The organism is Westiellopsis prolifica IICB1 (assembly GCF_004323185.1).
Taxonomy (GTDB): Bacteria; Cyanobacteriota; Cyanobacteriia; order Cyanobacteriales; family Nostocaceae; genus Pelatocladus; species Pelatocladus prolificus_A.
Map to the genome: position 1 here is coordinate 1 of NZ_NAPS01000012.1, position 20891 is coordinate 20891.

Below are 20891 nucleotides of genomic sequence, written 5' to 3' on the forward strand. Positions count from 1 at the left end.
TATCATTTCTTGATAAAAACGCAGAATATGCTTTTTGAGCCTTACTGATGCGATCGCCTACTTTTATCCCTTTCTCTGTGGGATAAAGCGAACTAGAAGTTTTAATCGAATGGACTTGACTTTGACTTGCATTGCTAGAAGTTGAAAGCCCTTCAATTTCTAATCCGTCGTAATTCCAAGTTGTAATATAGGAGCTATAACAAACATCGTCATACTTTGTAGTTCGACTTTTCGGTTTACCTAATTGTTTGATAATTTCCGTTTCTTTCATCCCCAGCTTCATACCACCTATGGATATTTGAGATACATCAATTGCTTTTTTGTTGGACTTATCAAGAAGATTATTATGATAGTTTGAACTGTTATTCTCACCCATAGCTATAGGATTTATAGCAAGTAGTATCCCAAAACCAATTCCTGCTGCTAATTTTTTAAACATAATCTAACTAATAATGGGTATTGCTAGTTAAAAATTTTACCAGAGTGCGCTCACGCAGTGATTCCACACGAGTAGCTGCGCGAGCGCTATATTTGTTATCCTATATGTGTACACCACTTTTAGATATTTACTGTTTACACTTATGGCAGGAAGGAAGAAATTAGACCGCGTAAATTTACACGCACGGGTTGCACCGGGGACAGGGGATAAGCTCAAAGAAATCGCACATATACTAGGCTATATCTATGATCAAGAAGGCTCAACAGGTCAATTATTGGATGCGATCGCCTCAGGTGAATTAATATTAATTGCTACTAAAAATAGAAGTAATGCTGGTAAAAATGGTTAATTTTATGGATAAAAGTGGTTTAAAATAAATCTGGGGACATATTTAGTCCCCAGTTACTGAATAAAGGAGGTGATTGATTGAGCAAAAATGGTAACGGTCATCGAGGTTTTTGGAACCCGGTTAAAGTCTTTATCCGTTTAATCCAAGGAGTTTGGAAAAAGCGGGACGAAGTATCGGGTGAAACATACCTCGTAGACTCGGAAGTTGTCAGAGATGACCTGGACGATATTGCAGACGAGCCAGATTCTCAAGACAACGTTGATAACTAACATATAGTTAGTAGCCCCTAGTAAATTGCTAGGGGTTTTACTCTAAATTAAAACCTAGTTTGATTATGGCAGATTCCAACACCGCAGTTTTTTGTCCTGTTTACTATCAAATTATTCAGCGCCGAGGTAATGGCTGGGCTTTTAAACATGGTGAGCCATTTATTAACTTATTTAACGCCCCGAATTTGTCACCGGAAGAAGAGTTTGCAGCTTTTGGTACTTCTATGAAGAAAGTAGCCATTGAACTATTCCGCATTAACGGCGGCAAGCAAGGTTATTACATAGCGAATATCTTGGATAAAAAATACTACTACTGCGGTACGAAGTGGGAGAATGTGAAAACCAAACTGACTGAATTGGGAATCACAAGACCAGACCCAATGGAAGCATGAATAATATCATTTTTACAAGAAGTGCGATCGCTCCGTAGTAGCCGCTACGCGATCGCTTCCTACCGCAAGGATTTCTGACAATGATTAGACCAAAATCACATACTTGATTGTCCTAAATCACAATTAGATATCTGGAGAATTGCCTGTCTAGTTTGAAGATATTTGTAGAAATCAAAAATTGAGGTAACAAAAATGATTTTTAACTTCACTGATGCCGTTCAAGTTATTCTGATTGCTGCTGTTGCTAGCGTGGTGTTGTCTTCTGGTATTTGCTGGACATTGCCCAAAGCTAAAAAGGCATGAGGGAGTTTTAGGTTTATAAGAAGCGATCGCCTATGCATTTTGGCGTGGTATAGTCTCAGACTTTTTTTCTAATCTCGCTTAAACTCTTTTTGAGCAAAGTGGTCTTGCAGTAGCTTGTGGATGAAGCAGTAGCACGTACCTACACATTGGAGTAGCAGGTTTAAAGACTATAATGATTATATATATTTGTGTTATAGGCCACAGGCCTCTATTCGCTCAAGGAGTAACCACCCTAAAGGATACGCCCACCATCCCCAGCAAGGGCTTGGGAGATGTCCCCAAGGTGCATCTAGGTTATAGATCATTGCGGTCTCATATAACCACATTTCTCCTCTACGCCACCGTGTATGTTCACAAAAGGCATTCCATGTTTTCTCATTATTCCACAATTGTCCTAAGCCACCCATACTTTGGTATATTCTCTTTTGAACACTAAAACCAAAGTGGCCTTTGCTAGCATACACCCAAAGTTGGTCAATGATACAAAGATCCGCACAGGGAAAAGCTTTGATATCTTCTGTATCTAAATAGCTATTAGTTGGTCGTTCAGCAACCTCAAGCATTACCTTCGCTGTTTCTTGATCAGCTTTTTGCCACTCACCACTCATTAAGTAGTAAACAAGTTGACTGTATTTAGAAGGTAATTTAGACTTTACTATACGAATTCCATTCTCTGAAAATTGTTTGTCATCATCGATATAATGTTGTTTTATTTCGTCTTCAGTCGCTAATCTATAATGCGCTGCCAATTCACTTAGGTTTAGCTGGCTATCGAACCCTTGTCTTATACTCCACAATGTTAGCCATGCACAAAATCGATATGCATTTTGCCAACTTATTCCAGTAATTGGTTTTTTAGCATCTCCAGGTATGAATCTGTTAGTTTGCCAGTGTTGAGGTTGACGAGATTCATGTGTTTCTTCAAGAAATAGCTGATACTCTGCACAGGTAATGTAGTTATTATCAATTTCTAAGTTTTCATCAACACGCACCAGATTACTCAATCGCCTTGCCAGTTTAACTTCTGCTGCTAGTTTAAAGATTTCTAAATCATTTGACTCTAGTCCAGCTTCAAGCTTCTCTGTGAGTTGTTGCCTTACTTCTGGTTCAACCTTCAAACCTTCTTCCTGGCAATCAAAGGCGAGTTTTAGAGAGACAACGGTTGGATTTGCCAAAGCAGTACGAATGATATTAGTTGCATTACTTTGAGCCGCATAAAGACGAATAGTTTCATGCCACCAATCATTATTAATTTTAGAAATCAAGAACTGCTCTTTATTTGCTTCCTTAATCTGAACTGCTGCTAAATATTCCTGAAAACTCTTGTGAGCAAACTCGTATTCGTCTTTTTCTCTTTCAACTAACAAACCACATACATTTTCAATATTTTCTATAAATGCTTCTGGTTTTAAATTATTCTCTACTAGTTTGGCTAACTCAGCTTGAATTATACAACTTCCTGATTCCGGACTAAAGTCACGAGTATTTTGTTCCATTAACTCTAATGCTAATACTTGCAGCACTACTTTCTTTTGTTTGGCAGATAGCGAGTCAGGAATTCCTTTAAACTCTTGTCTTCTTCCCAACATGACATCACAAATTTCTGCATATAGTTCCACACGCCGCCCCGGTAAAGCACCACGATAACTATGTATTGTGGCAATCATTGTCAGCAGTAATGGATTGACAGCCATTGCAGCCAAGGATGGGTTATTTTTAATACGCTCAATCAAGTCATTTGATTTTGTTTGAGCCATCTGTCGTACTCCTTGGTCTTCTTGTCCTAATCGACTCATAATTTCGTTTTGCAGATACCAGTTTTGAATAAAGGTCTGCATCTGCTTCAAATTAAATGGCTGTACCTCTAAAACAGTCCTAACTTGCCGTATGGGAGCGCTGCGGTAACCAAATGGTCGTGAGGTAAGGAGAAAAAGAACATGCCGATACTCTTGGATTTGCTTATTTATCCACTGGCTAATTAATGTGCGTTTGTTAAACGACACTTCATCCAGACCATCCAGCATCACCAAACATTGCTGAGTATGCCAATCCTTATCAAGTTGTAAATTCCTCTCAAACCAATACTTGGGTGGGTTAAGCTTTTTAATAAGTTGTTGCTGCTCAATCAGTTCTGATAAGCTAAGTTCAGAATTAACAATCATCTCCTGAACATCACGCAAATAAAGTAGTATAGGAATCAGTCGTGTCGCTTTTGAGTGCTGTTTGCGTTGCTCATTTTTAGCATAGATCAATGCCAAATGTTCTAGTAGAGTTGTTTTGCCGGAACCTGGTGGACCAATGATTACTATGCTACGAAAAGTGTAAATATTTTGACTTGCTACTAACCAATCCCAAATACTTGTAGATTCAACCTTTTCTCTAAGGGAAATCATTGCACTATGTATTTGTTCTGCACTCTCTGGTGCAACCTTAAGTGGCACAAATACCTTTTCTAAATCTAGAGTGAATGGTCCCTTAGTTTTTAATCCTTGAGTTCGGTAGTCACGACAAGACTCAATTAATTGATGGTAATATTTTGTCTGAAAAATTAAAGATTTTTGCTCCCAAGGATCAAGTTTTCTTTCAAATTCGTCTGCTAAATTATTTGCAAGTTCCTGTTGCTTTCTCTCAAAATTTTGAGTTATTCTTTCTATAAATACTAAAATAAATATCCTAGTAAAATTAAGGAACATCAGCAGCAATAGCATCAAAATCAATAATAAAAGTGCTGTTTGTTTTTGATTATTTAAAATAAAAAAATACGTTAGTGTCAATCCTAAGCTAGAAATAAATAATATTAGAAGATAGTACCATTTTTTTGATAAAATACTTCTCTTTTTTATTAAAGCAAAGTTTTCTATTTGTTCTAATCTTTGCTGTCCACCCAGAATATTGATAATCCATTTGAATACGTTACCTTGAACATAATCTCCCTCAATTGATTCGTTATAATTGCCACTTTCCGTTTTGATATCGCGCTGCTCAGATTCTCTCTCTTCAGTCATAGTCTATGTCCGAACGAGTTTTATAAATTCTCAGTTAGTTGAGATGTCAAGTCATGTTCATGCCAAAATCAGCAGAAAATCCGAACTCTGCACTAAGCATTTTTCCATCCTTCGATAATCTTAATTCCCACGTTTACATAAGGATTATCTAAAAACTCTTCAATAGTCCCTTTCCCACCTTCAATAAAAGCATTAATAAGCCTTTCTTTCTTTGTTGGTGGGATAGCTGCGCTCACAAAAGCCTCTTTCTGTACTTCTGTAGCTGTAGGGTTGGTCTGTTCTAGCTGTTTGAGTAATTTCTGGATTTCGGCGGCTGCTTCGGCAAGGCTTTGTTTTTCACCAGCAGCGTATTTATTACCCTGTACATAATCGCCCTGGATGCGCTCGTTGTAATTACCGCTACCCATATTAATAGTGCGATCACCAGCCATATTTGCTTTTTTCTCCTTAGAATTAGGTATGAATAAAGTTTTAGAATTATTTCTAATTTTTATTTTTGGAGTTAAAGACTCTGGTATGCCATTGAGGTCAATATTATTGCGACCAAATTCAAAAGCATCTTGATAATTTCTTCCTGCACCAAGAGCGTCATAAAATGCTACAGAGAAATTAATAGCAGCTTTATCTGTAATAGCGCGTTCCATGCCAATAACACAGTCAATATGCTGATAAATTGCCTCAGCTTGAGCTTCAGAGTAGCAAGCATTAAGTAGCACACATTCAATAGTGTCTTTACATAACTCAAATAGAGTTGCTAGTGAGTTTGTACTAACTAGTTGCATTTGACCGGAGTTATTTTCTAAAGCTATGCCACTTGGCTGTGAATTTAAACGAATAGCATTGCGCTGATACTCTTGAGAATAATTCTTTGAATCTACACCATTATTTTTTGTAGCGTGACCAGAAAAATGTACAATTTGTGGTTCATTATCTAATAAAGCACGGCGCAAATCATCAATGCGAACTGCCCACCTGGTAATTAATTCAAATTCTTCTCTTGCTCTAGAACGTTCCAAAGCAGCTTGGATTTCCCGCACTTCCTCATCTAAACGGAGCTTATTTGTATCTTTTGGATTAGCTGATAATATTAAAATCTTTTTCATACTTTTGATAAAAGTGTAATTTATCAAATTTAAGTCATCAAAGTATTTTTATTCAGTTGATTGCTGTCTTTCTAAAGAATCTCCTTCTACATAATCGCCTTGAATATCCTCGTTGTAATTACCGCTATCCATATTTATGGTGCGATTTTCGGTGTAAAAACTAGGGCGCTCTAACGCTGTCATTACCATGTTTTCTAGTCTACGAATTTGATTCTCTTTTTCTGCTACTAATAACTTTATTTCTCGTGCTGTTAAGGCTTTAAGCTGATTGTATGTAGTGAAATACTCAGCACTCAGTTCGGATTTATTTGCTTCTGGTGCAGTTTTAGCACGGAGTAAAAATTTATCTTCACCCTTGACTTCCATCCCGACTATACGTAACTCTGCGTCAGGATTGTTTTCTGCTAATTGTTTGAATGCGATCGCGATCGCACGAGGGTCAACACCTTGGTTATGGTACAAGTCCAGTGTGTCGAAAATAGGTTTGATGAAATCCCCAAATTCTCCATCTGCAAATACCTCTTTGTTATTATCAGGTTTGCGGAGTGGGTCAGGGTTCTCTTTCGTGGGGAGTCGCATATAAACATACTCACACCTCACCCCGTCAAATTTGGTGTCAGTAGTAATACCCCAATCTTCAATGTATGCCCCGGTGAGAGTAGCCCCTGTTAAATCTGTGCCGTCAAGTTGTGTTTGTACTAATTTCGCCCTTGATAAGTCTGCGTCTTGCAAATTGGCATAGCTCAGATCTGCACCAATAAAGCTGGCATCTACCAAATTGGCTCCTTGAAAATTGACTCCTCGCAAGTCATCACGATCAAAATTCTTGTCTTGCCCATGACCTGTCGCTAGCACGCTTACCACTTGTGCTTTTTGCAGGTAAGTTATTCCTGGGCGAACACGGTCAAGTTTTTTAGTTTTATGGAAACAGGTGCGAGTCAGATTAGCTTTTCTAAAATCTGTATTTTTGAGAGTGGCTCCTGTGAAATCAGCATCAGTTAAGTTAGCGCCACGAAAGCTTGTACCTCCTGTAGCAGCAAAGGCAACAGCAATATTGTGAACCCAAGAATGTTTTTCGTCTCCTTTCATTGCTCGCCAACCAATGTAAATGCTTGTTAACACTCCGGTGACGACGAAGGCTCCAGCGACGGCTCTGGCGACGGCTCCGGCAAAGGCGAAGGGGAAGGGGACGGCTCCAGCGACGGCAAAGGGGAAGGTGAAGGGGAAGGCGAAAGGGAAGGCGACGGCTCCGGTAACGGCGACTGTGACGGTGAAGGGGAAGGGGAAGGGGAAAGCGACAGCTCCGGTGACGGCGACGGCGAAGGGGAGGGCGACGGTGACGGCGAAGGCGAAGGGGAAGGCGAAGGCGATGGCCGCGGCCAAGACTCCGTTGAAGGAGACGATGAGGCGGAAGGCGATGCCCACAGTCAAGACTCCGATGACGGTAATGGCTCCGGCGACGGCGACGGCGAAGGCTGCTACTCCTTGGCGAATTATGAGGAAAAAGACGGCAATCGATACGATTAAGGCAGTCCAGCCCGCGATCTGTTTCTCTAAGCTCTGGGTATCAAAAATTAGAGACACAAAATAACCATTGACATACAAGCATAATCCTGATAATGCCGACAACAACCATGAGACAAGAACTAGGAAAATTGCCCACCGACGTTGCAGTCCAGCCTTAGCACTCGTGAAGTTTGCCCCTCTCAAATTAGCTTTGCTAAAATCTGCACCTCGTATATCTGCGCCGCTGAAGTTTGCCCCTTTAAGGTTTTGACCTCTAAAGGAGCGTCCTTGGAGATTTTGTCCAGAAAAGTCCAGGGGCATAATTTGAAGCAGAAGATAGACTTAATCTTCTTATACAGGAATAAGACCGAAATTTCCTGAATTTTCACTTTAAATTCCACACCAACACGCCCCTAGCAGTTCTGCTTCACTGTTAGAACACGCAATTGGAGTGCGATCGCTCTGGTTAAATTCAATTTTTAGAGTGGCGATCGCATAGCGTGCCGGATGGCATATCGCACTCCAACAGATAATGACAACACCCAACTTATTAAAAAGGCGACCAACTCGTGCGATCGCCTGAATTTACCTATTTCTTTTGAGCAGGAGGTTGTAACAAAGAAGCAAACTTATCCTTCAAGTCCTCACTTACCTTGGGGGCTTGAATTGGCTGAAGCAAATTTTCGCTTATCTTGGGGGTTTGAATTGGCTCAAATAGATTTTTTGATGGTTGAGTTTGTTGTGTCATTTTTCTTAGAGGAAATGTTGAATGGGTGTGATCGCCTAAAAACTACATAATTTTAAGGAATATTGCCAGCGCCTCAAGTGCTGCCTTGAAATCTAGACAATCACCTTTATTTAAATAAGCTTCTACAACTTTAATTGCTACATCCTCAAGTTCCTCAAGTTCTTGAATAAAAAGTTGTAAATCATTGATTTTTGCTGAGTTTTCCGCTTCCATCAATTAAATTATCCCTCATCCCCGTTTTTGTACTCTAGTCCTTCACCTTCACCGGGAATCATCTTTTGAGCAGTGCCATTGAGAATTGCTGCCCACATCTGGTCAAAAGTAATATCCCGCTTTTTAGCTAAATACTCTACCCGCTCTTTGATCAACTTGTCTCGCTCCTGGAGCTTGGCACATAAAAGAGACTGTGCCTGGACGACCTTAGTACGGCCATTGACCCATGCATCCACAGTCAGCATGTCATTGTAATATTCCCCCAAAGCAGGGATAGCTAGTCTTTCATCCTTTTTGGGCATTTCATCCTTTCTGGGCAAACCTACTGCATTCATATTGCTACCTAAGTGCTTCTATTTTTCCAAATCTGCCCCAGAATTGGCACAAAAAAGGATCACCAAATTATTTTATCCCAAATTTGCCCCATTATTGGGACAAATACGCCCAATCTTTGATATTATGCAGAAGTAGAAGGATGTGAGCGCGCCCCCGGTGCTGGCACACCGGAGGACTTCCCAACCCGTAGTAGTAAAGACAGCCTACAGGAGGGCTATTAAATTATGACGAATGTTACTTGTTGTTACCGAGGCTCAAGCAGAGACAAGGTTAAACTGCTTGTACAGATAATTCAATTTTTAGCGCTTCGAGCAGAAAAATCGGTGAATGCTGGGTCAAGTTAACTCAGCATACGTTCATTGCACAGTGAAGCGTTTGTGGTAGTAAGTAACTTGCTACCACTTTCTTACTCTCAGTCGTAGTTTAGGAATTGAATGATGAGTGGTATACGTCAAAGTGGAAATAATGGAGATGCTAGTAAAAGCAATCCAGCAGAAGAATACGTACCTTTAGATGGGGGAGCGTATATGGAAAAAAGTTCTGGGCATCCGGTAGACAAAGAGGAGATTGTGCCAGAAGATAAAGGCGAAAAGGGTAATGGTTCTTCGGGTGATTCAAAGTCTAAATCTTAATTAAAATATTTACCCCTGCATTGCATTTACATCGTGCAGGGGTAAATAATAAGTATTGCAGCAAATTATAAATAAGTAGTAGAGATTTTATGGAAGCGGATATCAAAAGATACCAAATAATTAAATCTCTTGATGAATTACCTACTAAAAAAATTCATGCTCGTCCTTTTCATATAAGAACTTACTGGAGAAAAGACAACGATTTTTTTATTGAAAAGATTGTGCCGACCGTAGGCAAAGCCCTAAAGGAATCGGAAATAGAAGCTGCTAAATCGATGCACACTTCAATTGAGGAACACTTTGGGCTAACTCAAGAAGAAGTTTTTAATACATTGCTAGAGCTTTATAATGGACAACAAGGCTACTATGTTGTTGATTTAAAAAACCGTCAATACTTCCACTGTAAAAACTACGAAGATATGGAAGTAAAGTTAGAAGCATTAGGCTGTCAGTCTATTGAGTATTAATGTAAAACTTTCAATTTGAAATTTTAAGGTGGGCATAGTTGCTCACCTTTTTTAGCGTTTGCGATCGCCCTCACTGTTAGCGGGAATCCTAAATATGTAATCTATACAAGGTGTTAATTGTGGAAAGTTCAAAATTTCTCTTCTGCCGTAACTGTGGCATGAAGACTCAACACAGACGCACGCTTAAATATGATTGGGGGGCATCTCAATTTGCCAAATTTTCAAATGTAACGATACTGAGTTACCCCAATTACTAGTTCTTCCCAGGGCCATTACACGGCCAGACGGACTCTCCATCAGTACAAATCCATCTTCCTGATTTTTGCCATAAAGCTAAGATATGGCTGGGGGAGGGGGAACCAATACCACCCTGTATTGAAGACATCTCCTCTTCGGTTAGACTCACTAGTGGTAGGTTATCGGAATCAATAGAATGTAAATCGGAAATCTTGATATTAGACATTGTTTTTTCTGCTCTCCTAGATAAAGTTATTTGGAATAGGACTAGCTGTATTACGCTAATCACATTTGATAGTGATATGGAAGTAGTGTTGAGACATATAAAGCCTTTGAGTCGCTTTCACCAACATTTCTAAAACACTGCCTTCGTTGCGTTTGAAACCTGTCATCAGAGTTAATGGGGTAGGGAGTGTTTGCAAACTGCAAAATCGATTCTCTTGAGCTTCATAATCTTAATCAAGACTACGTTTTTTCTTTTAGAAAAAAGGCTAGATTTCGTATTAATTTTTTACAAATTATCTTGATGGGGTAGATATAGCGTAGACACTGTTGACGCGGCTGAAGCTTTTAATCTGGAATATGATCATCAGAAAAACCCTGATGGATATGATTTTCTGGCATGGCATCCTGAGAACCATGAGACTTTTGCAAGGATAAAACTGTAGGTTATATGAAAATAAGGCAAGTAACTGCAACTTTTAAATACTGCAATTCAGGCAGACAAGAAGAGAAAACAGTTAATTGTCTGTTTGATGAAAATGCTGAAAAGTACCAATTAACAAAGGTTTATGTGGTCGAGTTTGGTTGCAAGCTAGTTTTTTCTAAAACCGATAACACATTTTTGGTTAATGATTAGTGATTGGGGGGCGATCGCCCAAACGTTTCCTCTAAGAAATGTTCATATTCGGTATCTTATCGGAACTAGAGGGCGATCGCTCCCTTCAATTAATCCCACCCTTGATTATTTTCAGTTCTAGGGGATAATCTACTGGTTTGTAACTGCCCGTGACGACCTTGGAAAACAACCAGCTAAACCTATTTTCTGACGTGATACTTACACCAGCGCACAGAGCAGAAACACTGGTGATGAGCCACAATGCTTTGGTGCAGTGGAAATCTCAAATTTTGGACTATCAGCAGCGAGTGAGGCAGAGCAAGCCACCTCAGCAGGTGACATTATTTGACATTGCCCCAACGCACTGCGACCCAGACCAGATTGATCCGTTGCAGTTACAGGTGCGATCATTATCCTTTTACCGGATGCCAGCAGATAGCCCCGGTGACAGCTGTCTGTACTTTGTAGTTGATAATGCTGCTCACCTTATCCTCTACATTGGTGAGACGTGCCGCTCTAATAAACGCTGGAAGGGCATACACGATTGCAAAGATTACATCGCCAGCTATCAAGACTTGCATTATCAGTATGGCTTAAAGACTGCGGTTAATATTGCGTTTTGGTGGGATGCCCCGGTTGAGAGAAAAGCTCGGCAAGAGTTGGAGCAGGTGCTAATTCAAAAGTGGAAGTCACCCTTCAATAAAGAAATGTGGGAGAGATGGGGGCAACCGTTTGGGAAATAGTGATAGAAAAATAATCAACTTTTTCTTCACATGTACAAAAAATTATATTCATAAAATTCTGTTATTTATTAATTTTAATAACCAGGATATTGTTTAATTAAATAAGTAATTTATGTTAAAATATTATCAAACATAAAAAATAATAACTACTAAAAAAGCGTATGTCTCAATACTCTGAAAAATTAACTAAAGCGATTAACACAATGTTAGCAGGAATCAAAGAGTATGAATCAGATACTTTCTCTGCCTCCCGTAGTGATATGTCACAAGAAGAAGTAGAATCTATTGCAGCAAGTTTAATTTTGAATAAATTTTTTGACGAAAGTAAATGCCCTGGTTCTTCTGTTGATGGCATACTTCTTGATGATATTTTAAGCGATATTAGGGATGAAGATGAAGATTTAGAGTAGCAACTCTGCTATTTGAAAATTTCTATACTAAACCTCACCACACTGTTTGGGCAGTGTGGTTTTATATTTGTAAGCTGAAGATAAAGGCTGATTGAAATGTCTGATAATTTTCCTTTCTCCAATCCTGATCAACTACAGCAATGGCATTCGGGTATAAAAGACGCCAACCGCAATAATATTTTCTGTCATTGTCGTGCCTGTGGCTATGAGTGGATGGATTCAAGTGCCGAAGCAACGTGTGTAAAATGTAGCAGCAAAGACATAGAAAGTATCTCAGCTTGGCAGTTTCCAGATGATTGAATAGTGCGATCGCTCATGTGCATCATCACTTAAATCAAGCGATCGCACCCAAAAATGTTTCACTCAATCACGCTCGTAGAAGAATGAAATATGGTGTGGAGTGCATGAGGCGGAAATCCTTCTCTTTTGAGTTTGTGTTCATTCATATAATCGCTATCTAAAATTCCATAGTGTTTGGTTTTTCTGGCAAATTCAAACACGAATTCTCTATCAAATACCACACCAAAATAAACGCTACCTTTGTATTGCTCACCTATCCAAGTCGGGTCTATTACTTCCCCTTTTTCATTAATAAGCCAAGCGTGAGATACTGCAAGTGGTAATTCATCATCAATTGCAAATCCCTCGCAGTAGTAAAAATTTGGATACTTCAACAATGCTTGAAAGCAGTTTTCAAAGCATGATTTAGGTTCACCTTTAAATGGTGGTTTAATCTTTATAGTAAAAGGTTGTCCATATTCTAAAACTAACGTTTGGGTACTTTTATAGCGAAAATCGGAACGTTGGTTAAGTTTATCAATTAAGTCTGCTTGTTCTTTTATCTTTTCCAAGAGGCGGTCTAAATTGTTACTCATGATTCAAATACTGACTTGCTAGTTCTTTTGCTAAAACTGGGTTTCGTTTCTCTACAATTTGCATCATTGCGACCAAACGATTCATCCAATATTCACGAATTGCATCAATTTCCAGACATGCATAATTGATTGATATTTTGTCATTTGGATTGGTTGATGTAATTCCAGACGTTGCTAACTGATTAGTTTTTTTCATCTGGCTAGTACACAATGCATACTCAGCCTCTATCATTTGTTGAAATTCTTCAGCAATATTTTGCTGTTCTGTTGTCATGTAGTCTTGGTTTTGAAACACTTTACCTATCACTTCGTTATTAGCCATATTATTCAAACCTCTTAATGTTGTCAGAAGACAATTGAATATGTTATGAGAGTATTTATTCTACACGCTTAAGCCAACCTACAACTTTATAATAATAAAATTCTTCAGTTTCACAGTTAGCAACTCTCACATCTTCTTGATGATGGGGGAAAGGAAAAGAGCTAAAATATCCTTCTTTCAAAGAACCATCTTCTAGTAAAAAAAGATAGGTTCCATGATCTTCAGGTAGTCCTTCAATTAATTCAAATTTGATTTTCATTTTCTACAAGTTTATAGATAAACTCAGGTTCTAGTCCTCTACCATTTCTGATGGATGGTTGCTCAAGTGAAATTTTTTCTACTATACGTTTTTTACTTAATTTACTCAGCAATGAACTAATTGCGTTAGGGTCCATGCCTGTACTGGCAGCAATATCAGCACGAGTGGCACTACCACCTAGTTTTCTAATGGTTCTAATAATCTTCTCTTGGCTTCCACGTACATATTTTTTATCTTGAGATATTTCGATACCAATTGTTTCTAAGACTTTATTGGTAAGTTTTTCTTTAATATTATCATCAATTGAAAGTTCTTCAATTTGAGCTAACGTTTGAACAGCCAGGTTAATTGCTTGTAGTGTCTCCAAAGTTTCCATTTTAATCTAAAGGTTCATATCGTTCAAGATAAGATAGTATAGTCTGTTGTAACTCAGATTCAAGTGCATCCATTTCTCCATTAATATCAGCATACCAACCATACTGATTTAGAGCTTGAATTGCTGATTTCACTGCTAGTTTAGCTGCTTTATTACGTCTTTTTTCTAATGGGTCTATCGCATCTATCACTTCTTTATCCTGTGGTGGTGCGGAAGCCTTTTCAATAATCGCCTGTGCCTTTTCTGGTGTACACAGATAAGTTGCCTCACCCAAAGCACCTACTTCTCTTCCATTTCGGTTGTAGCGAGTACCATTTTTTAGAGTAATTGTACCACTAGATGAAATATGTATAACTTCATCAATTATGGCTTTACTACCACGCCAATCATCGTAGAAAAATACTCCTACTTTATCTCCTAATTTTAGTTGTAGTGTGTTCATTATTTTGACATTTAAGTAGGTAGGCACGAAAAAACCAAACTATGTGAAGATAAGTAAATACGGAGAAAAAATTTACCAAGGTAACTAAGATATGGGGGCGCGTTTAAGGGTATTCCTAACTCGTGAACAAGACAGAACCCTGTTAAACCTGAGAACGGCAGACGTACCACAGAAAGTTAAAGACCGAGCAGAAGTAATTAGGTTAAACGCACACGGTTGGTATGTGGAAAAAATAGCGGCTCATGTCAATTGGACTTCACAGACAGTAAGAGAAGTTTTGCACAAATGGAAAAAGCATGGTCTAGAAGGACTTTGGGAACTACGTGGTAGAGGAGGGAAAGCAAAATGGAAAGAAGAGGACATAGTGTTTTTGGAAGAATGCCTCAAAAAAGAACCACGTACATACAATAGTCCTCAATTAGCAAGAAAATTAGAAACTGAACGCTCGATTAAACTGAGTCCCGACAGATTAAGACGGGTACTCAAAAAAAGGGGGTCAATTGGAAGCGGGCAAGAAAGAGCCACAAAGGAAAACAAGACCCCATACTCCGAACGCAGAAACAAGCAGACCTAGAGATGCTGGAATTATCTGCGGCGGCCGGAGAAATAGACCTCAAGTATCTAGATGAATCAGGGTTTTGTCTGTGGAGTGAACCAGGCTATACCTATTACTTTAAAGGTGAACAAAAACGTTTGGAGCAAACAAAGCGTCGTGGTCGAAGACTAAGTATTATCGGGTTTCTCCAACCTTTGATCGGTTTTGTTTACGGTTTGGTGATCGGGGGCGTTCACCGCAAGTCTTATATCCAGATGATGGAACAAGAAGCACTTGAAGCCGAAAAGTCTGGACGCATCAGAGTAATAGTCCAGGACAACAGCCCAATACATCGATGCAAAGAGGTACAGCAGTTATGGTCGAAGTGGGAACTTCGGGGTTTGTACATCTTCTTTTTACCCAAATATTGTTCGGAAATGAACCCGATTGAATTGGAGTGGCAACACCTCAAAAAAGATGAACTAGCCTCGAAAACCTTTGAGGATGAGTTAGACCTTGCTTACGCTGTAATTGATGGAATTCAAGCTAGGGGAGAAAGAGGAAACTACAGTACGAAACGTGTCAAATTTAACTCCAATCATTCTGGTTAAATTTTCGTTACATACTTATAAATTTTCCCACCCACCTACTTACTCTTCAAAAATAAACTTGTAATCATTGAATGACAGAGGCTTTAGGTTTATATACAAACAAAATTGTATTCATAGCGATCGCCCTTGAGTTGAAAGACCCAGCCACCTGTTACTTCTTGAATCGTGACTGCACCAATGTAGTGGCGGATGTGCATGGCGGTGTCGATGTTGCCCCAGATGGGGTTTGTCATCGTTGCATCGTGTTGTAGGTATGCGCCGCTATCATTTTTAATTACATACGGGTAAGCAGTATACATAGGGAGTACCTTCACCTAATCTACTCAAAACCTGCTTGTTTTTGAAGCTCATGTGCAAATCTTATTGCTTCATCAATATCATCAAATTCCTTCTCGCCGATAAAATTTTTCCATTCCAACATAAAATTAATAACACCACCTTTGATTCCGGGAAAGAAAGTTACACTTACTGAATGCTCTCCTTGAGTTTTATTCAGTGGTTCAAGAAGTTTAAAAAGCTCATCTATTTTGGATTGTTCGTCAATCATTACATTAAAATAAGTTTTCATTTAAATAATCATAAGCAACTTCTGCCATTTCTAGCCAAACCTTAATCCTTGGATCTTCCATTTTTAGAATATCCATATATGGTTGAATTTCATAACCATTAATTTCGGCAAATTTGATTACTAATTGCTTAACTAAATACTCAAGGGTTGTTTGGGTCTTCATCAAATTCCATATCTATGCCTCAAGCAAACATAACCTAAATTTCTCACGATGGTAGCGCAACTCATTCAAGCGCGGATAATATTGCTCCTGGGCTGACAGATGCGATCGCCGTCGTTTAATTGCTAAGACGATTTGCAACAACCTCTATTAGCTTTTTATTTTGTCAGGGCTGGCATCCCATTCAATTTCTTCTATTTCTAGAAAACCTTCTTCATGTTCTTCTTGCCAAAGTTTATTATATTTTTCAAGATTCTTTTTAGCCCCTGCTAAGGTTTTCCATTTTTTACACCATGCTAAATTTCGGGTTGTGGTTAAAATAACTGTATCGTTTTTAGAGGTGTAAAGTAACCCTGCTGAGGAATTGCTTCTGTAGTAGCATCGATAAAAATAGTATTTCATACTTATAATTCTTTTCCACCCATTACTAAAACTGGCTCAATCCACACTAGTTTTCTTTGCTGCCTACCTTCTCCATAAGGTTGGTTGCGTATAAATCCTCTACGCCAATGGGGGCTTTTGGTTCCACCTTGTTTACCGCCACTGTCTTCACTGCTTTGGGTTCCCTCACGCTTGAGGCGATAATTTCCACCAATCCAAAGTGGTTGATAAAAGTCTTGTGCTTGCGCTTTGCCAAATCCTTTATTAATAGTCACTTTCTGCCTCTGTTCTTCAGGATCTACAAGTTCAGGACGGCATTCCATAATTAAAATTAGACGCAAGAAAATAGCTTGTAGATATTCATTAAATTCTTTAACTTCCTGTGGATTGAAATCTTGAGCATCAGTATATGTAAACTTTTTTAAGTTATCGTTAATTTTAAATCGGCGACAGAAAGAACTAGCTCCATCAGTTGCCGCCCAATAAAGAAAATCATCATCAAAATGCCAAAAAATTGCATCAATACTGCGTTTTTCAGGAGAAAGAATTGCACCCTTGGGCAACATCAAAAAACCCGTTTTCATTGCCCATTGCAAATTTTCAACTTCAACATCTAAATTTGATTGCATCAATGCACTTAACAAATCATTATTCACCCAATAAGCAGGACATTTGGTTTGCCCTACTTTAAAAAGCGTGTAGAGAGTAATATACCTTGAATCCTTGGGGTTGATTCTTAGTTGTTTTTCAAGCCTTTGTTCATCTACTGAAAAGTAAATATCAGCAACATAACCGCATATTTTCTCATAGCTTTCGTAACCGTCCACATGCACGACGGGGCGAATAACAATTTGCTTGTACCAACCTTTAGGCTTTTTGGTCATCAACTGCGTTCTACAATTAAGAGTTAGATTCCCTGTATATTATCGATCAAAGCGACTTTGTTGCAGTTTATCAAAGTGCGATCGCCTGGGCGCGGCTGCTCATTAAACCTACACCCTACGCAGCACGTCTCAAAAATTCCTCTCGATGCCATGCTAAAGCATCAAGCCTTGGATAATACTGTTGCTGGCTGGGTAGGATAATGCGATCGCCTCTAAATTCCCGCATCGGTTTAGCGTTGGGTGAGTCTTCGCGCAGGTTGTCAGCCACAACAATGGTGTAGTCGTCGTTAAGGGTGAACCAAAAGCGGTCAAATGCCCAGTGGTGATTTTTACACAATGAAAGCCCGTTATCAATCCTGTCATCATAGAACTGAGAAAAGGGTTTGATGTGTGACCCATCGACGATATTTTGACCCTTAGTATCAAGGATTTGTAGACCACAAAAAGCACAACGGTAATTGTAGGTAGAGACAACCAGCTTACGAAATGCACCATCCCGAACAATTACAGCTTGCTCATCCTCCAATTCTTCTGGTTTGTAAACCTTACCGCCGGAGCGTTGCAGTTGTTGTTGTAACTCAGCAAAGGCATTAACTTGTAGTAGTGGCTCTATATCCTTTGTACACTCGCTAAACCACGAATTAATGAGTGTGTGGGTTAGTACAGTGCGATCGCTCTCGTTTTGGAGAATCTGCCACAGTTCATCATCTAAGTAAACATACTCAACGGTTTCCCTGATAGTGCTGGGAGTGCGGATTTTGACCTTAGCAGCAATCAGTGATTCAAACCCCAGTTTCATTTGATAATGCCAGAAGCGATCGCTGGTGAGGTGGTAAAACGGCAACCCAATATCAGGCTTACGTTCTGGTTCTAGATGGCTCCACAGTTTGAGGAAAGTGGCAATAAGTTCGGCGTTGAAGGGGATTTGGTTTTTGGTTATCTGCCCTGTTGCTATCATTTCAATTACCGACAGCAGCAAAATCGGCTTATTGGGCGCATCAGGACTAACATTTAAGCCCATCTTGCCAACAACAGACCTGGAAGAAAATTTCTTAACATAGTAAGCTAAATCTTTTGTCATTGATAATTGTTTATGCGCGAATATCGCTGTACACGTAACGCATTATACCTGCACGACTGTCTTGGTCGAGATAACATCGAAGCCAGACAGGGACACTATATTAAGGCTGAGACAGAAGAAGCTGCATGGCAAATAATGGCAACCAGATATCCCGACGAAACCGAGGCGGGGTTTACTGTCGAGCCTTGGGAAAGATTTAATGTAAAAGTGGTAGAAGTTAAGCGGGATGAGGAAGGAAACATTATCGGGTAGCGTAGACGCTCTGCGGCTTGCTGAAAGGCATCGCCCCCCACTTTTAATGGAAGCGCTGGCTGAAGTTAGAGCTAGTGGACAGTGCAATATGTTTAGCTATGCCTGTGTCATACTTGCACTTGATGATATGGGCTATGCAGCTGAGGCAGATTGGTTAGAGCAGCATATAAATAGTTACGTCAATATTTTGGATGAGTTTTCACGGTGGTTGCAAGCCAACCCTCGCCCTTTTGGAGAATCGTTGGCTCAACGGGTAGCAAGAGAGACAGGGTTAGAACTTATTGAGGAGTAATGAAGTGACACGGAAGAAGATATTAAGCAGGTTCTTCTTGCCACCACTTAGGGTTAATTAACTCTACCTTTGATACTTCATAACTGCGACAAGTATTTAAATCAACTTTAGCTCCCTTAACATGACGTACAGCAATACTAGACAGAGAATACACCTTTAGGTCTGGGGTATCTGAATTAGAAAGTGTGGTTAACACTTCCATTGGGCTTAGGCTGGCACTTAAAGCTACCACAAATGGTTGTAGGTTTAACCAATGCAATGCCGCACTAGTAGACCAAGTTGCTGATTGTTGTTGATGATGCTCTTTGTAGCCCAACTCGAAAGCATCACAGGCTTGTTTTGGGGTTGAATAAGTTAATAAACCTTTGTTATCAGGATTTAAACACAAATATGCTCCCTCTGAAGTGTCAAAGATAATGAAATAATTGTGCTTTGTTTCCATAATTTTGTTAATTAAATCCTAAATCTCAGATTATTTACTATACTTAAACTTCGTCATTTTACTACTAATTTACAATATATAGTGTACCAAATTACTTGACTATAAACTTATTGTTATTGCAAGCATAAATGGAAATATCTCAAAGTTTACAAAACTGGTCACAAGATACTTATATCAAAGCCTACAAATTTGCAGCCCATGCACATCAAGGACAGAAAGTGCCAGGTACAAACCTGCCTTACATCATGCACTTGAGTTTTGTGAGTATGGAAGTAATTGCAGCCTTAAGTGTAGAACAAGAACATGATGGAAATTTAGCAATTCAATGCGCGATTTTACATGACACAATTGAAGATACCAATACAACTTTTGAGCAAATAAAAACTGAATTTGGTGAAGCTGTAGCTAATGGTGTACTTGCCTTAACAAAAGATAATAGTTTAGCCAAACATCTTCAGATGGCAGATAGTTTACAAAGGATAAAACAACAACCGCAAGAAATATGGATGGTAAAATTAGCAGATAGAATTAGCAACCTACAGCCACCACCACACTACTGGACTCAAGATAAAATTACTCGATATCGAGAAGAAGCTATTGAGATTTATGAAGCTCTCAAGGATGCAAGTCCATTTCTGGCTTCACGTTTTGCTAAAAAAATTGAAGATTACAAGGCATTTATCAAGTAGACATCTGCGAAAATGAACGTCAATACCCCATTTCTGGAGATGTCTAGTAGATAGATGAACTGCTAAGATACCTATTAAATTTAATTTGACGCTTGAGAGTATCGATATAATCGAATTAAGCAAGGAAAATCGCCATTTACAACAGAATATTAAATTTAATTTGACGTTTGAGAATACCCATATAAAAGCGATCGCGCAACATCAAAAAATTGCCCCAACATTTTTGCTCCTCGCTTTAGTGCCAAAGCTCGTGAATTTGCCTTATTTCTCCAAGCCCGTCTTAATTTGCTTCAACAAATCCTCATCGGAGTAGGAATTTTCCCATTCACCAGGTAGTTCGAGCCGCACCGATTTAGCGCCGCCGCTGGGTGTGCAGACAACCCAATATGTATCGCGCTCCTCATTTACTTGAGCAGCTGTGTTGTTTTCCTTTTCATCCGAAAGACCTGAATATGCCTGTGTGCATGTCCAAGTGATTCCGTCAGCATCCGTAACTTCTCGTGTCATTGTATATCTATAAAATTGCCGCCGTTCTTAAATTACCTAGTTTCTTGTTTTTACACTTCTACCCCCATGATGATTTATTTCACCAGCTATTAATTAATGCGCGAACTCCTGTGTATCATCCCTTCAATTGAGCGATTCTCCAAAGGAGACGCTACGCGAACGCACCCAGTTTTTTGTATATAAAAATAATAATAGCGCCAACCTCAATACAGGCAGGCGCTACTG

General features: G+C 39.3%; 33 protein-coding genes. 13 read left to right on the plus strand and 20 right to left on the minus strand.

The window, feature by feature from the left end; all coding sequences use genetic code 11:
* Nucleotides 1-439: hypothetical protein (locus B4U84_RS29715; protein WP_131121612.1), on the minus strand; the 439-nt coding region annotated here is incomplete at its 3' end.
* A gap of 142 nt (nucleotides 440-581) precedes the next feature.
* Here B4U84_RS29715 and B4U84_RS29720 point away from each other — a divergent pair.
* The 3 genes from B4U84_RS29720 (at nucleotide 582) to B4U84_RS29730 (ending at nucleotide 1449) form a co-directional block, all read left to right on the plus strand.
* Entirely contained in the window at nucleotides 582-788 is a 207-nt protein-coding gene (locus B4U84_RS29720) for a hypothetical protein (RefSeq protein ID WP_131121613.1), read from the plus strand.
* 77 nt (nucleotides 789-865) lie between these two features.
* Entirely contained in the window at nucleotides 866-1057 is a 192-nt protein-coding gene (locus B4U84_RS29725; RefSeq protein ID WP_131121614.1) for a hypothetical protein, read from the plus strand.
* Nucleotides 1058-1122: 65 nt separating this feature from the next.
* Entirely contained in the window at nucleotides 1123-1449 is a 327-nt protein-coding gene (locus tag B4U84_RS29730) for a hypothetical protein (protein WP_131121615.1), read from the plus strand.
* Between the two features lie 494 nt (nucleotides 1450-1943).
* Here B4U84_RS29730 and B4U84_RS29735 read toward each other — a convergent pair whose 3' ends face one another.
* The 3 genes from B4U84_RS29735 to B4U84_RS29745 form a co-directional block, all read right to left on the minus strand.
* Entirely contained in the window at nucleotides 1944-4757 is a 2814-nt protein-coding gene (locus B4U84_RS29735) for a GUN4 domain-containing protein (RefSeq protein WP_242677771.1), read from the minus strand.
* Nucleotides 4758-4849: 92 nt separating this feature from the next.
* The gene (locus tag B4U84_RS29740) at nucleotides 4850-5860 is read right to left on the minus strand and encodes a CHAT domain-containing protein (RefSeq protein WP_131121616.1); all 1011 of its coding nucleotides are present in this window, start codon (nucleotides 5858-5860) and stop codon (nucleotides 4850-4852) included.
* 48 nt (nucleotides 5861-5908) lie between these two features.
* A complete protein-coding gene (locus B4U84_RS29745) occupies nucleotides 5909-7687 on the minus strand; it encodes a pentapeptide repeat-containing protein (protein WP_131121617.1) in 1779 nt (592 codons plus the stop codon).
* A gap of 186 nt (nucleotides 7688-7873) precedes the next feature.
* Between B4U84_RS29745 and B4U84_RS31370 the strand changes: the two genes are divergently transcribed.
* On the plus strand, nucleotides 7874-8164 hold the full coding sequence (locus B4U84_RS31370) for a hypothetical protein (RefSeq protein ID WP_131121618.1): 291 nt from the start codon (nucleotides 7874-7876) through the stop codon (nucleotides 8162-8164).
* Here the strand turns inward: B4U84_RS31370 and B4U84_RS31040 are convergent.
* Both B4U84_RS31040 and B4U84_RS29755 read right to left on the minus strand, forming a co-directional pair.
* Entirely contained in the window at nucleotides 8157-8327 is a 171-nt protein-coding gene (locus B4U84_RS31040) for a hypothetical protein (RefSeq protein WP_165490409.1), read from the minus strand. The two genes, B4U84_RS31370 and B4U84_RS31040, sit on opposite strands and share 8 nt — an antisense overlap.
* Nucleotides 8328-8335: 8 nt before the next feature.
* On the minus strand, nucleotides 8336-8629 hold the full coding sequence (locus B4U84_RS29755; RefSeq protein ID WP_242677772.1) for a hypothetical protein: 294 nt from the start codon (nucleotides 8627-8629) through the stop codon (nucleotides 8336-8338).
* A gap of 468 nt (nucleotides 8630-9097) precedes the next feature.
* On the opposite strand from B4U84_RS29755, the gene B4U84_RS29760 reads away from it, so the two are divergent.
* Nucleotides 9098-9295 (plus strand): competence protein ComE, encoded by a 198-nt coding sequence (locus B4U84_RS29760; protein WP_242677773.1) that lies wholly within the window; start codon nucleotides 9098-9100, stop codon nucleotides 9293-9295.
* 89 nt (nucleotides 9296-9384) lie between these two features.
* On the plus strand, nucleotides 9385-9762 hold the full coding sequence (locus B4U84_RS29765; RefSeq protein WP_026719042.1) for a hypothetical protein: 378 nt from the start codon (nucleotides 9385-9387) through the stop codon (nucleotides 9760-9762).
* Between the two features lie 253 nt (nucleotides 9763-10015).
* Here the strand turns inward: B4U84_RS29765 and B4U84_RS29770 are convergent, their stop codons facing one another.
* Entirely contained in the window at nucleotides 10016-10225 is a 210-nt protein-coding gene (locus B4U84_RS29770; RefSeq protein ID WP_131121620.1) for a hypothetical protein, read from the minus strand.
* Nucleotides 10226-11088: 863 nt separating this feature from the next.
* Here B4U84_RS29770 and B4U84_RS29780 point away from each other — a divergent pair.
* The 3 genes from B4U84_RS29780 to B4U84_RS29790 all read left to right on the plus strand — a co-directional run bounded on the left by B4U84_RS29780 (nucleotide 11089) and on the right by B4U84_RS29790 (nucleotide 12290).
* Nucleotides 11089-11580 carry a GIY-YIG nuclease family protein gene (locus B4U84_RS29780; protein WP_242677774.1) on the plus strand — a complete coding sequence of 164 codons (492 nt, stop codon included), beginning with the start codon at nucleotides 11089-11091 and terminating at the stop codon, nucleotides 11578-11580.
* 161 nt (nucleotides 11581-11741) lie between these two features.
* Nucleotides 11742-11990, plus strand: coding sequence for a hypothetical protein (locus B4U84_RS29785; protein WP_131121485.1), 249 nt, complete (start codon nucleotides 11742-11744; stop codon nucleotides 11988-11990).
* A 96-nt stretch (nucleotides 11991-12086) separates the two neighbouring features.
* Complete coding sequence (locus tag B4U84_RS29790) at nucleotides 12087-12290, plus strand: hypothetical protein (RefSeq protein WP_131121486.1); 204 nt, start codon at nucleotides 12087-12089, stop codon at nucleotides 12288-12290.
* A 59-nt stretch (nucleotides 12291-12349) separates the two neighbouring features.
* Here the strand turns inward: B4U84_RS29790 and B4U84_RS29795 are convergent, their stop codons facing one another.
* The 5 genes from B4U84_RS29795 to B4U84_RS29815 are packed head-to-tail and all read right to left on the minus strand — an operon-like array spanning nucleotide 12350 to nucleotide 14264.
* Nucleotides 12350-12865, minus strand: coding sequence for a hypothetical protein (locus B4U84_RS29795; protein WP_131121487.1), 516 nt, complete (start codon nucleotides 12863-12865; stop codon nucleotides 12350-12352).
* Nucleotides 12858-13187: a hypothetical protein gene (locus tag B4U84_RS29800; RefSeq protein ID WP_131121488.1), complete on the minus strand. Its 330-nt coding sequence runs from the start codon at nucleotides 13185-13187 to the stop codon at nucleotides 12858-12860. Before B4U84_RS29800 ends, B4U84_RS29795 begins: the two co-directional genes overlap by 8 nt.
* A gap of 55 nt (nucleotides 13188-13242) precedes the next feature.
* Nucleotides 13243-13446 carry a hypothetical protein gene (locus B4U84_RS29805; RefSeq protein WP_131121489.1) on the minus strand — a complete coding sequence of 68 codons (204 nt, stop codon included), beginning with the start codon at nucleotides 13444-13446 and terminating at the stop codon, nucleotides 13243-13245.
* Complete coding sequence (locus tag B4U84_RS29810; RefSeq protein WP_131121490.1) at nucleotides 13430-13822, minus strand: hypothetical protein; 393 nt, start codon at nucleotides 13820-13822, stop codon at nucleotides 13430-13432. The genes B4U84_RS29805 and B4U84_RS29810 overlap by 17 nt, the downstream gene beginning before the upstream one ends.
* A 1-nt stretch (nucleotide 13823) precedes the next feature.
* A complete protein-coding gene (locus B4U84_RS29815; protein ID WP_131121491.1) occupies nucleotides 13824-14264 on the minus strand; it encodes a hypothetical protein in 441 nt (146 codons plus the stop codon).
* Nucleotides 14265-14355: 91 nt separating this feature from the next.
* On the opposite strand from B4U84_RS29815, the gene B4U84_RS29820 reads away from it, so the two are divergent.
* A protein-coding gene (locus tag B4U84_RS29820) for an IS630 family transposase (protein WP_242677760.1) occupies nucleotides 14356-15410 on the plus strand; the annotation gives its coding sequence in 2 pieces (ribosomal slippage) (nucleotides 14356-14748 and nucleotides 14751-15410; 1053 coding nt in all).
* Between the two features lie 89 nt (nucleotides 15411-15499).
* On the opposite strand, the gene B4U84_RS29825 is transcribed toward B4U84_RS29820, so the two are convergent.
* From B4U84_RS29825 to B4U84_RS29850, 6 genes are all read right to left on the minus strand, one after another.
* Entirely contained in the window at nucleotides 15500-15709 is a 210-nt protein-coding gene (locus B4U84_RS29825; RefSeq protein ID WP_131121492.1) for a hypothetical protein, read from the minus strand.
* Between the two features lie 20 nt (nucleotides 15710-15729).
* Complete coding sequence (locus B4U84_RS29830; protein WP_207391036.1) at nucleotides 15730-15978, minus strand: hypothetical protein; 249 nt, start codon at nucleotides 15976-15978, stop codon at nucleotides 15730-15732.
* Nucleotides 15962-16144, minus strand: a complete 183-nt coding sequence (locus B4U84_RS29835; RefSeq protein ID WP_131121494.1) for a hypothetical protein — start codon at nucleotides 16142-16144, stop codon at nucleotides 15962-15964. Before B4U84_RS29835 ends, B4U84_RS29830 begins: the two co-directional genes overlap by 17 nt.
* A gap of 144 nt (nucleotides 16145-16288) precedes the next feature.
* Nucleotides 16289-16540, minus strand: a complete 252-nt coding sequence (locus B4U84_RS29840; RefSeq protein ID WP_131121495.1) for a hypothetical protein — start codon at nucleotides 16538-16540, stop codon at nucleotides 16289-16291.
* 2 nt (nucleotides 16541-16542) lie between these two features.
* Complete coding sequence (locus tag B4U84_RS29845; RefSeq protein ID WP_131121496.1) at nucleotides 16543-17403, minus strand: AcrVA2 family anti-CRISPR protein; 861 nt, start codon at nucleotides 17401-17403, stop codon at nucleotides 16543-16545.
* 115 nt (nucleotides 17404-17518) lie between these two features.
* A complete protein-coding gene (locus tag B4U84_RS29850; protein WP_131121497.1) occupies nucleotides 17519-18484 on the minus strand; it encodes an HNH endonuclease in 966 nt (321 codons plus the stop codon).
* Nucleotides 18485-18496: 12 nt separating this feature from the next.
* On the opposite strand from B4U84_RS29850, the gene B4U84_RS29855 reads away from it, so the two are divergent.
* Together B4U84_RS29855 and B4U84_RS29860 are read left to right on the plus strand one after the other, a co-directional pair.
* Complete coding sequence (locus B4U84_RS29855) at nucleotides 18497-18736, plus strand: hypothetical protein (protein WP_131121498.1); 240 nt, start codon at nucleotides 18497-18499, stop codon at nucleotides 18734-18736.
* Nucleotides 18711-19028 carry a hypothetical protein gene (locus tag B4U84_RS29860; protein ID WP_131121499.1) on the plus strand — a complete coding sequence of 106 codons (318 nt, stop codon included), beginning with the start codon at nucleotides 18711-18713 and terminating at the stop codon, nucleotides 19026-19028. The genes B4U84_RS29855 and B4U84_RS29860 overlap by 26 nt, the downstream gene beginning before the upstream one ends.
* A 22-nt stretch (nucleotides 19029-19050) precedes the next feature.
* On the opposite strand, the gene B4U84_RS29865 is transcribed toward B4U84_RS29860, so the two are convergent.
* The gene (locus tag B4U84_RS29865; RefSeq protein WP_131121500.1) at nucleotides 19051-19470 is read right to left on the minus strand and encodes a hypothetical protein; all 420 of its coding nucleotides are present in this window, start codon (nucleotides 19468-19470) and stop codon (nucleotides 19051-19053) included.
* 128 nt (nucleotides 19471-19598) lie between these two features.
* Between B4U84_RS29865 and B4U84_RS29870 the strand changes: the two genes are divergently transcribed.
* Nucleotides 19599-20159: an HD domain-containing protein gene (locus tag B4U84_RS29870; RefSeq protein WP_131121501.1), complete on the plus strand. Its 561-nt coding sequence runs from the start codon at nucleotides 19599-19601 to the stop codon at nucleotides 20157-20159.
* Nucleotides 20160-20420: 261 nt separating this feature from the next.
* On the opposite strand, the gene B4U84_RS29875 is transcribed toward B4U84_RS29870, so the two are convergent.
* Entirely contained in the window at nucleotides 20421-20666 is a 246-nt protein-coding gene (locus B4U84_RS29875) for a hypothetical protein (RefSeq protein ID WP_131121463.1), read from the minus strand.
* Between the last annotated feature and the right edge of the window lie 225 nt (nucleotides 20667-20891).

Coding starts and splice junctions, on each gene's coding strand:
- B4U84_RS29720 (WP_131121613.1), top strand. CDS start 582: ATGGCAGGAAGGAAGAAATTAGACCGCGTAAATTTACACGCACGGGTT.
- B4U84_RS29730 (WP_131121615.1), top strand. CDS start 1,123: ATGGCAGATTCCAACACCGCAGTTTTTTGTCCTGTTTACTATCAAATT.
- B4U84_RS29735 (WP_242677771.1), bottom strand. CDS start 4,757: ATGACTGAAGAGAGAGAATCTGAGCAGCGCGATATCAAAACGGAAAGT.
- B4U84_RS29740 (WP_131121616.1), bottom strand. CDS start 5,860: ATGAAAAAGATTTTAATATTATCAGCTAATCCAAAAGATACAAATAAG.
- B4U84_RS29745 (WP_131121617.1), bottom strand. CDS start 7,687: ATGCCCCTGGACTTTTCTGGACAAAATCTCCAAGGACGCTCCTTTAGA.
- B4U84_RS31370 (WP_131121618.1), top strand. CDS start 7,874: ATGGCATATCGCACTCCAACAGATAATGACAACACCCAACTTATTAAA.
- B4U84_RS31040 (WP_165490409.1), bottom strand. CDS start 8,327: ATGGAAGCGGAAAACTCAGCAAAAATCAATGATTTACAACTTTTTATT.
- B4U84_RS29755 (WP_242677772.1), bottom strand. CDS start 8,629: ATGCCCAAAAAGGATGAAAGACTAGCTATCCCTGCTTTGGGGGAATAT.
- B4U84_RS29760 (WP_242677773.1), top strand. CDS start 9,098: ATGATGAGTGGTATACGTCAAAGTGGAAATAATGGAGATGCTAGTAAA.
- B4U84_RS29765 (WP_026719042.1), top strand. CDS start 9,385: ATGGAAGCGGATATCAAAAGATACCAAATAATTAAATCTCTTGATGAA.
- B4U84_RS29770 (WP_131121620.1), bottom strand. CDS start 10,225: ATGTCTAATATCAAGATTTCCGATTTACATTCTATTGATTCCGATAAC.
- B4U84_RS29780 (WP_242677774.1), top strand. CDS start 11,089: ATGAGCCACAATGCTTTGGTGCAGTGGAAATCTCAAATTTTGGACTAT.
- B4U84_RS29785 (WP_131121485.1), top strand. CDS start 11,742: ATGTCTCAATACTCTGAAAAATTAACTAAAGCGATTAACACAATGTTA.
- B4U84_RS29790 (WP_131121486.1), top strand. CDS start 12,087: ATGTCTGATAATTTTCCTTTCTCCAATCCTGATCAACTACAGCAATGG.
- B4U84_RS29795 (WP_131121487.1), bottom strand. CDS start 12,865: ATGAGTAACAATTTAGACCGCCTCTTGGAAAAGATAAAAGAACAAGCA.
- B4U84_RS29800 (WP_131121488.1), bottom strand. CDS start 13,187: ATGGCTAATAACGAAGTGATAGGTAAAGTGTTTCAAAACCAAGACTAC.
- B4U84_RS29805 (WP_131121489.1), bottom strand. CDS start 13,446: ATGAAAATCAAATTTGAATTAATTGAAGGACTACCTGAAGATCATGGA.
- B4U84_RS29810 (WP_131121490.1), bottom strand. CDS start 13,822: ATGGAAACTTTGGAGACACTACAAGCAATTAACCTGGCTGTTCAAACG.
- B4U84_RS29815 (WP_131121491.1), bottom strand. CDS start 14,264: ATGAACACACTACAACTAAAATTAGGAGATAAAGTAGGAGTATTTTTC.
- B4U84_RS29825 (WP_131121492.1), bottom strand. CDS start 15,709: ATGTATACTGCTTACCCGTATGTAATTAAAAATGATAGCGGCGCATAC.
- B4U84_RS29830 (WP_207391036.1), bottom strand. CDS start 15,978: ATGAAAACTTATTTTAATGTAATGATTGACGAACAATCCAAAATAGAT.
- B4U84_RS29840 (WP_131121495.1), bottom strand. CDS start 16,540: ATGAAATACTATTTTTATCGATGCTACTACAGAAGCAATTCCTCAGCA.
- B4U84_RS29845 (WP_131121496.1), bottom strand. CDS start 17,403: ATGACCAAAAAGCCTAAAGGTTGGTACAAGCAAATTGTTATTCGCCCC.
- B4U84_RS29850 (WP_131121497.1), bottom strand. CDS start 18,484: ATGACAAAAGATTTAGCTTACTATGTTAAGAAATTTTCTTCCAGGTCT.
- B4U84_RS29855 (WP_131121498.1), top strand. CDS start 18,497: ATGCGCGAATATCGCTGTACACGTAACGCATTATACCTGCACGACTGT.
- B4U84_RS29860 (WP_131121499.1), top strand. CDS start 18,711: ATGAGGAAGGAAACATTATCGGGTAGCGTAGACGCTCTGCGGCTTGCT.
- B4U84_RS29865 (WP_131121500.1), bottom strand. CDS start 19,470: ATGGAAACAAAGCACAATTATTTCATTATCTTTGACACTTCAGAGGGA.
- B4U84_RS29870 (WP_131121501.1), top strand. CDS start 19,599: ATGGAAATATCTCAAAGTTTACAAAACTGGTCACAAGATACTTATATC.
- B4U84_RS29875 (WP_131121463.1), bottom strand. CDS start 20,666: ATGACACGAGAAGTTACGGATGCTGACGGAATCACTTGGACATGCACA.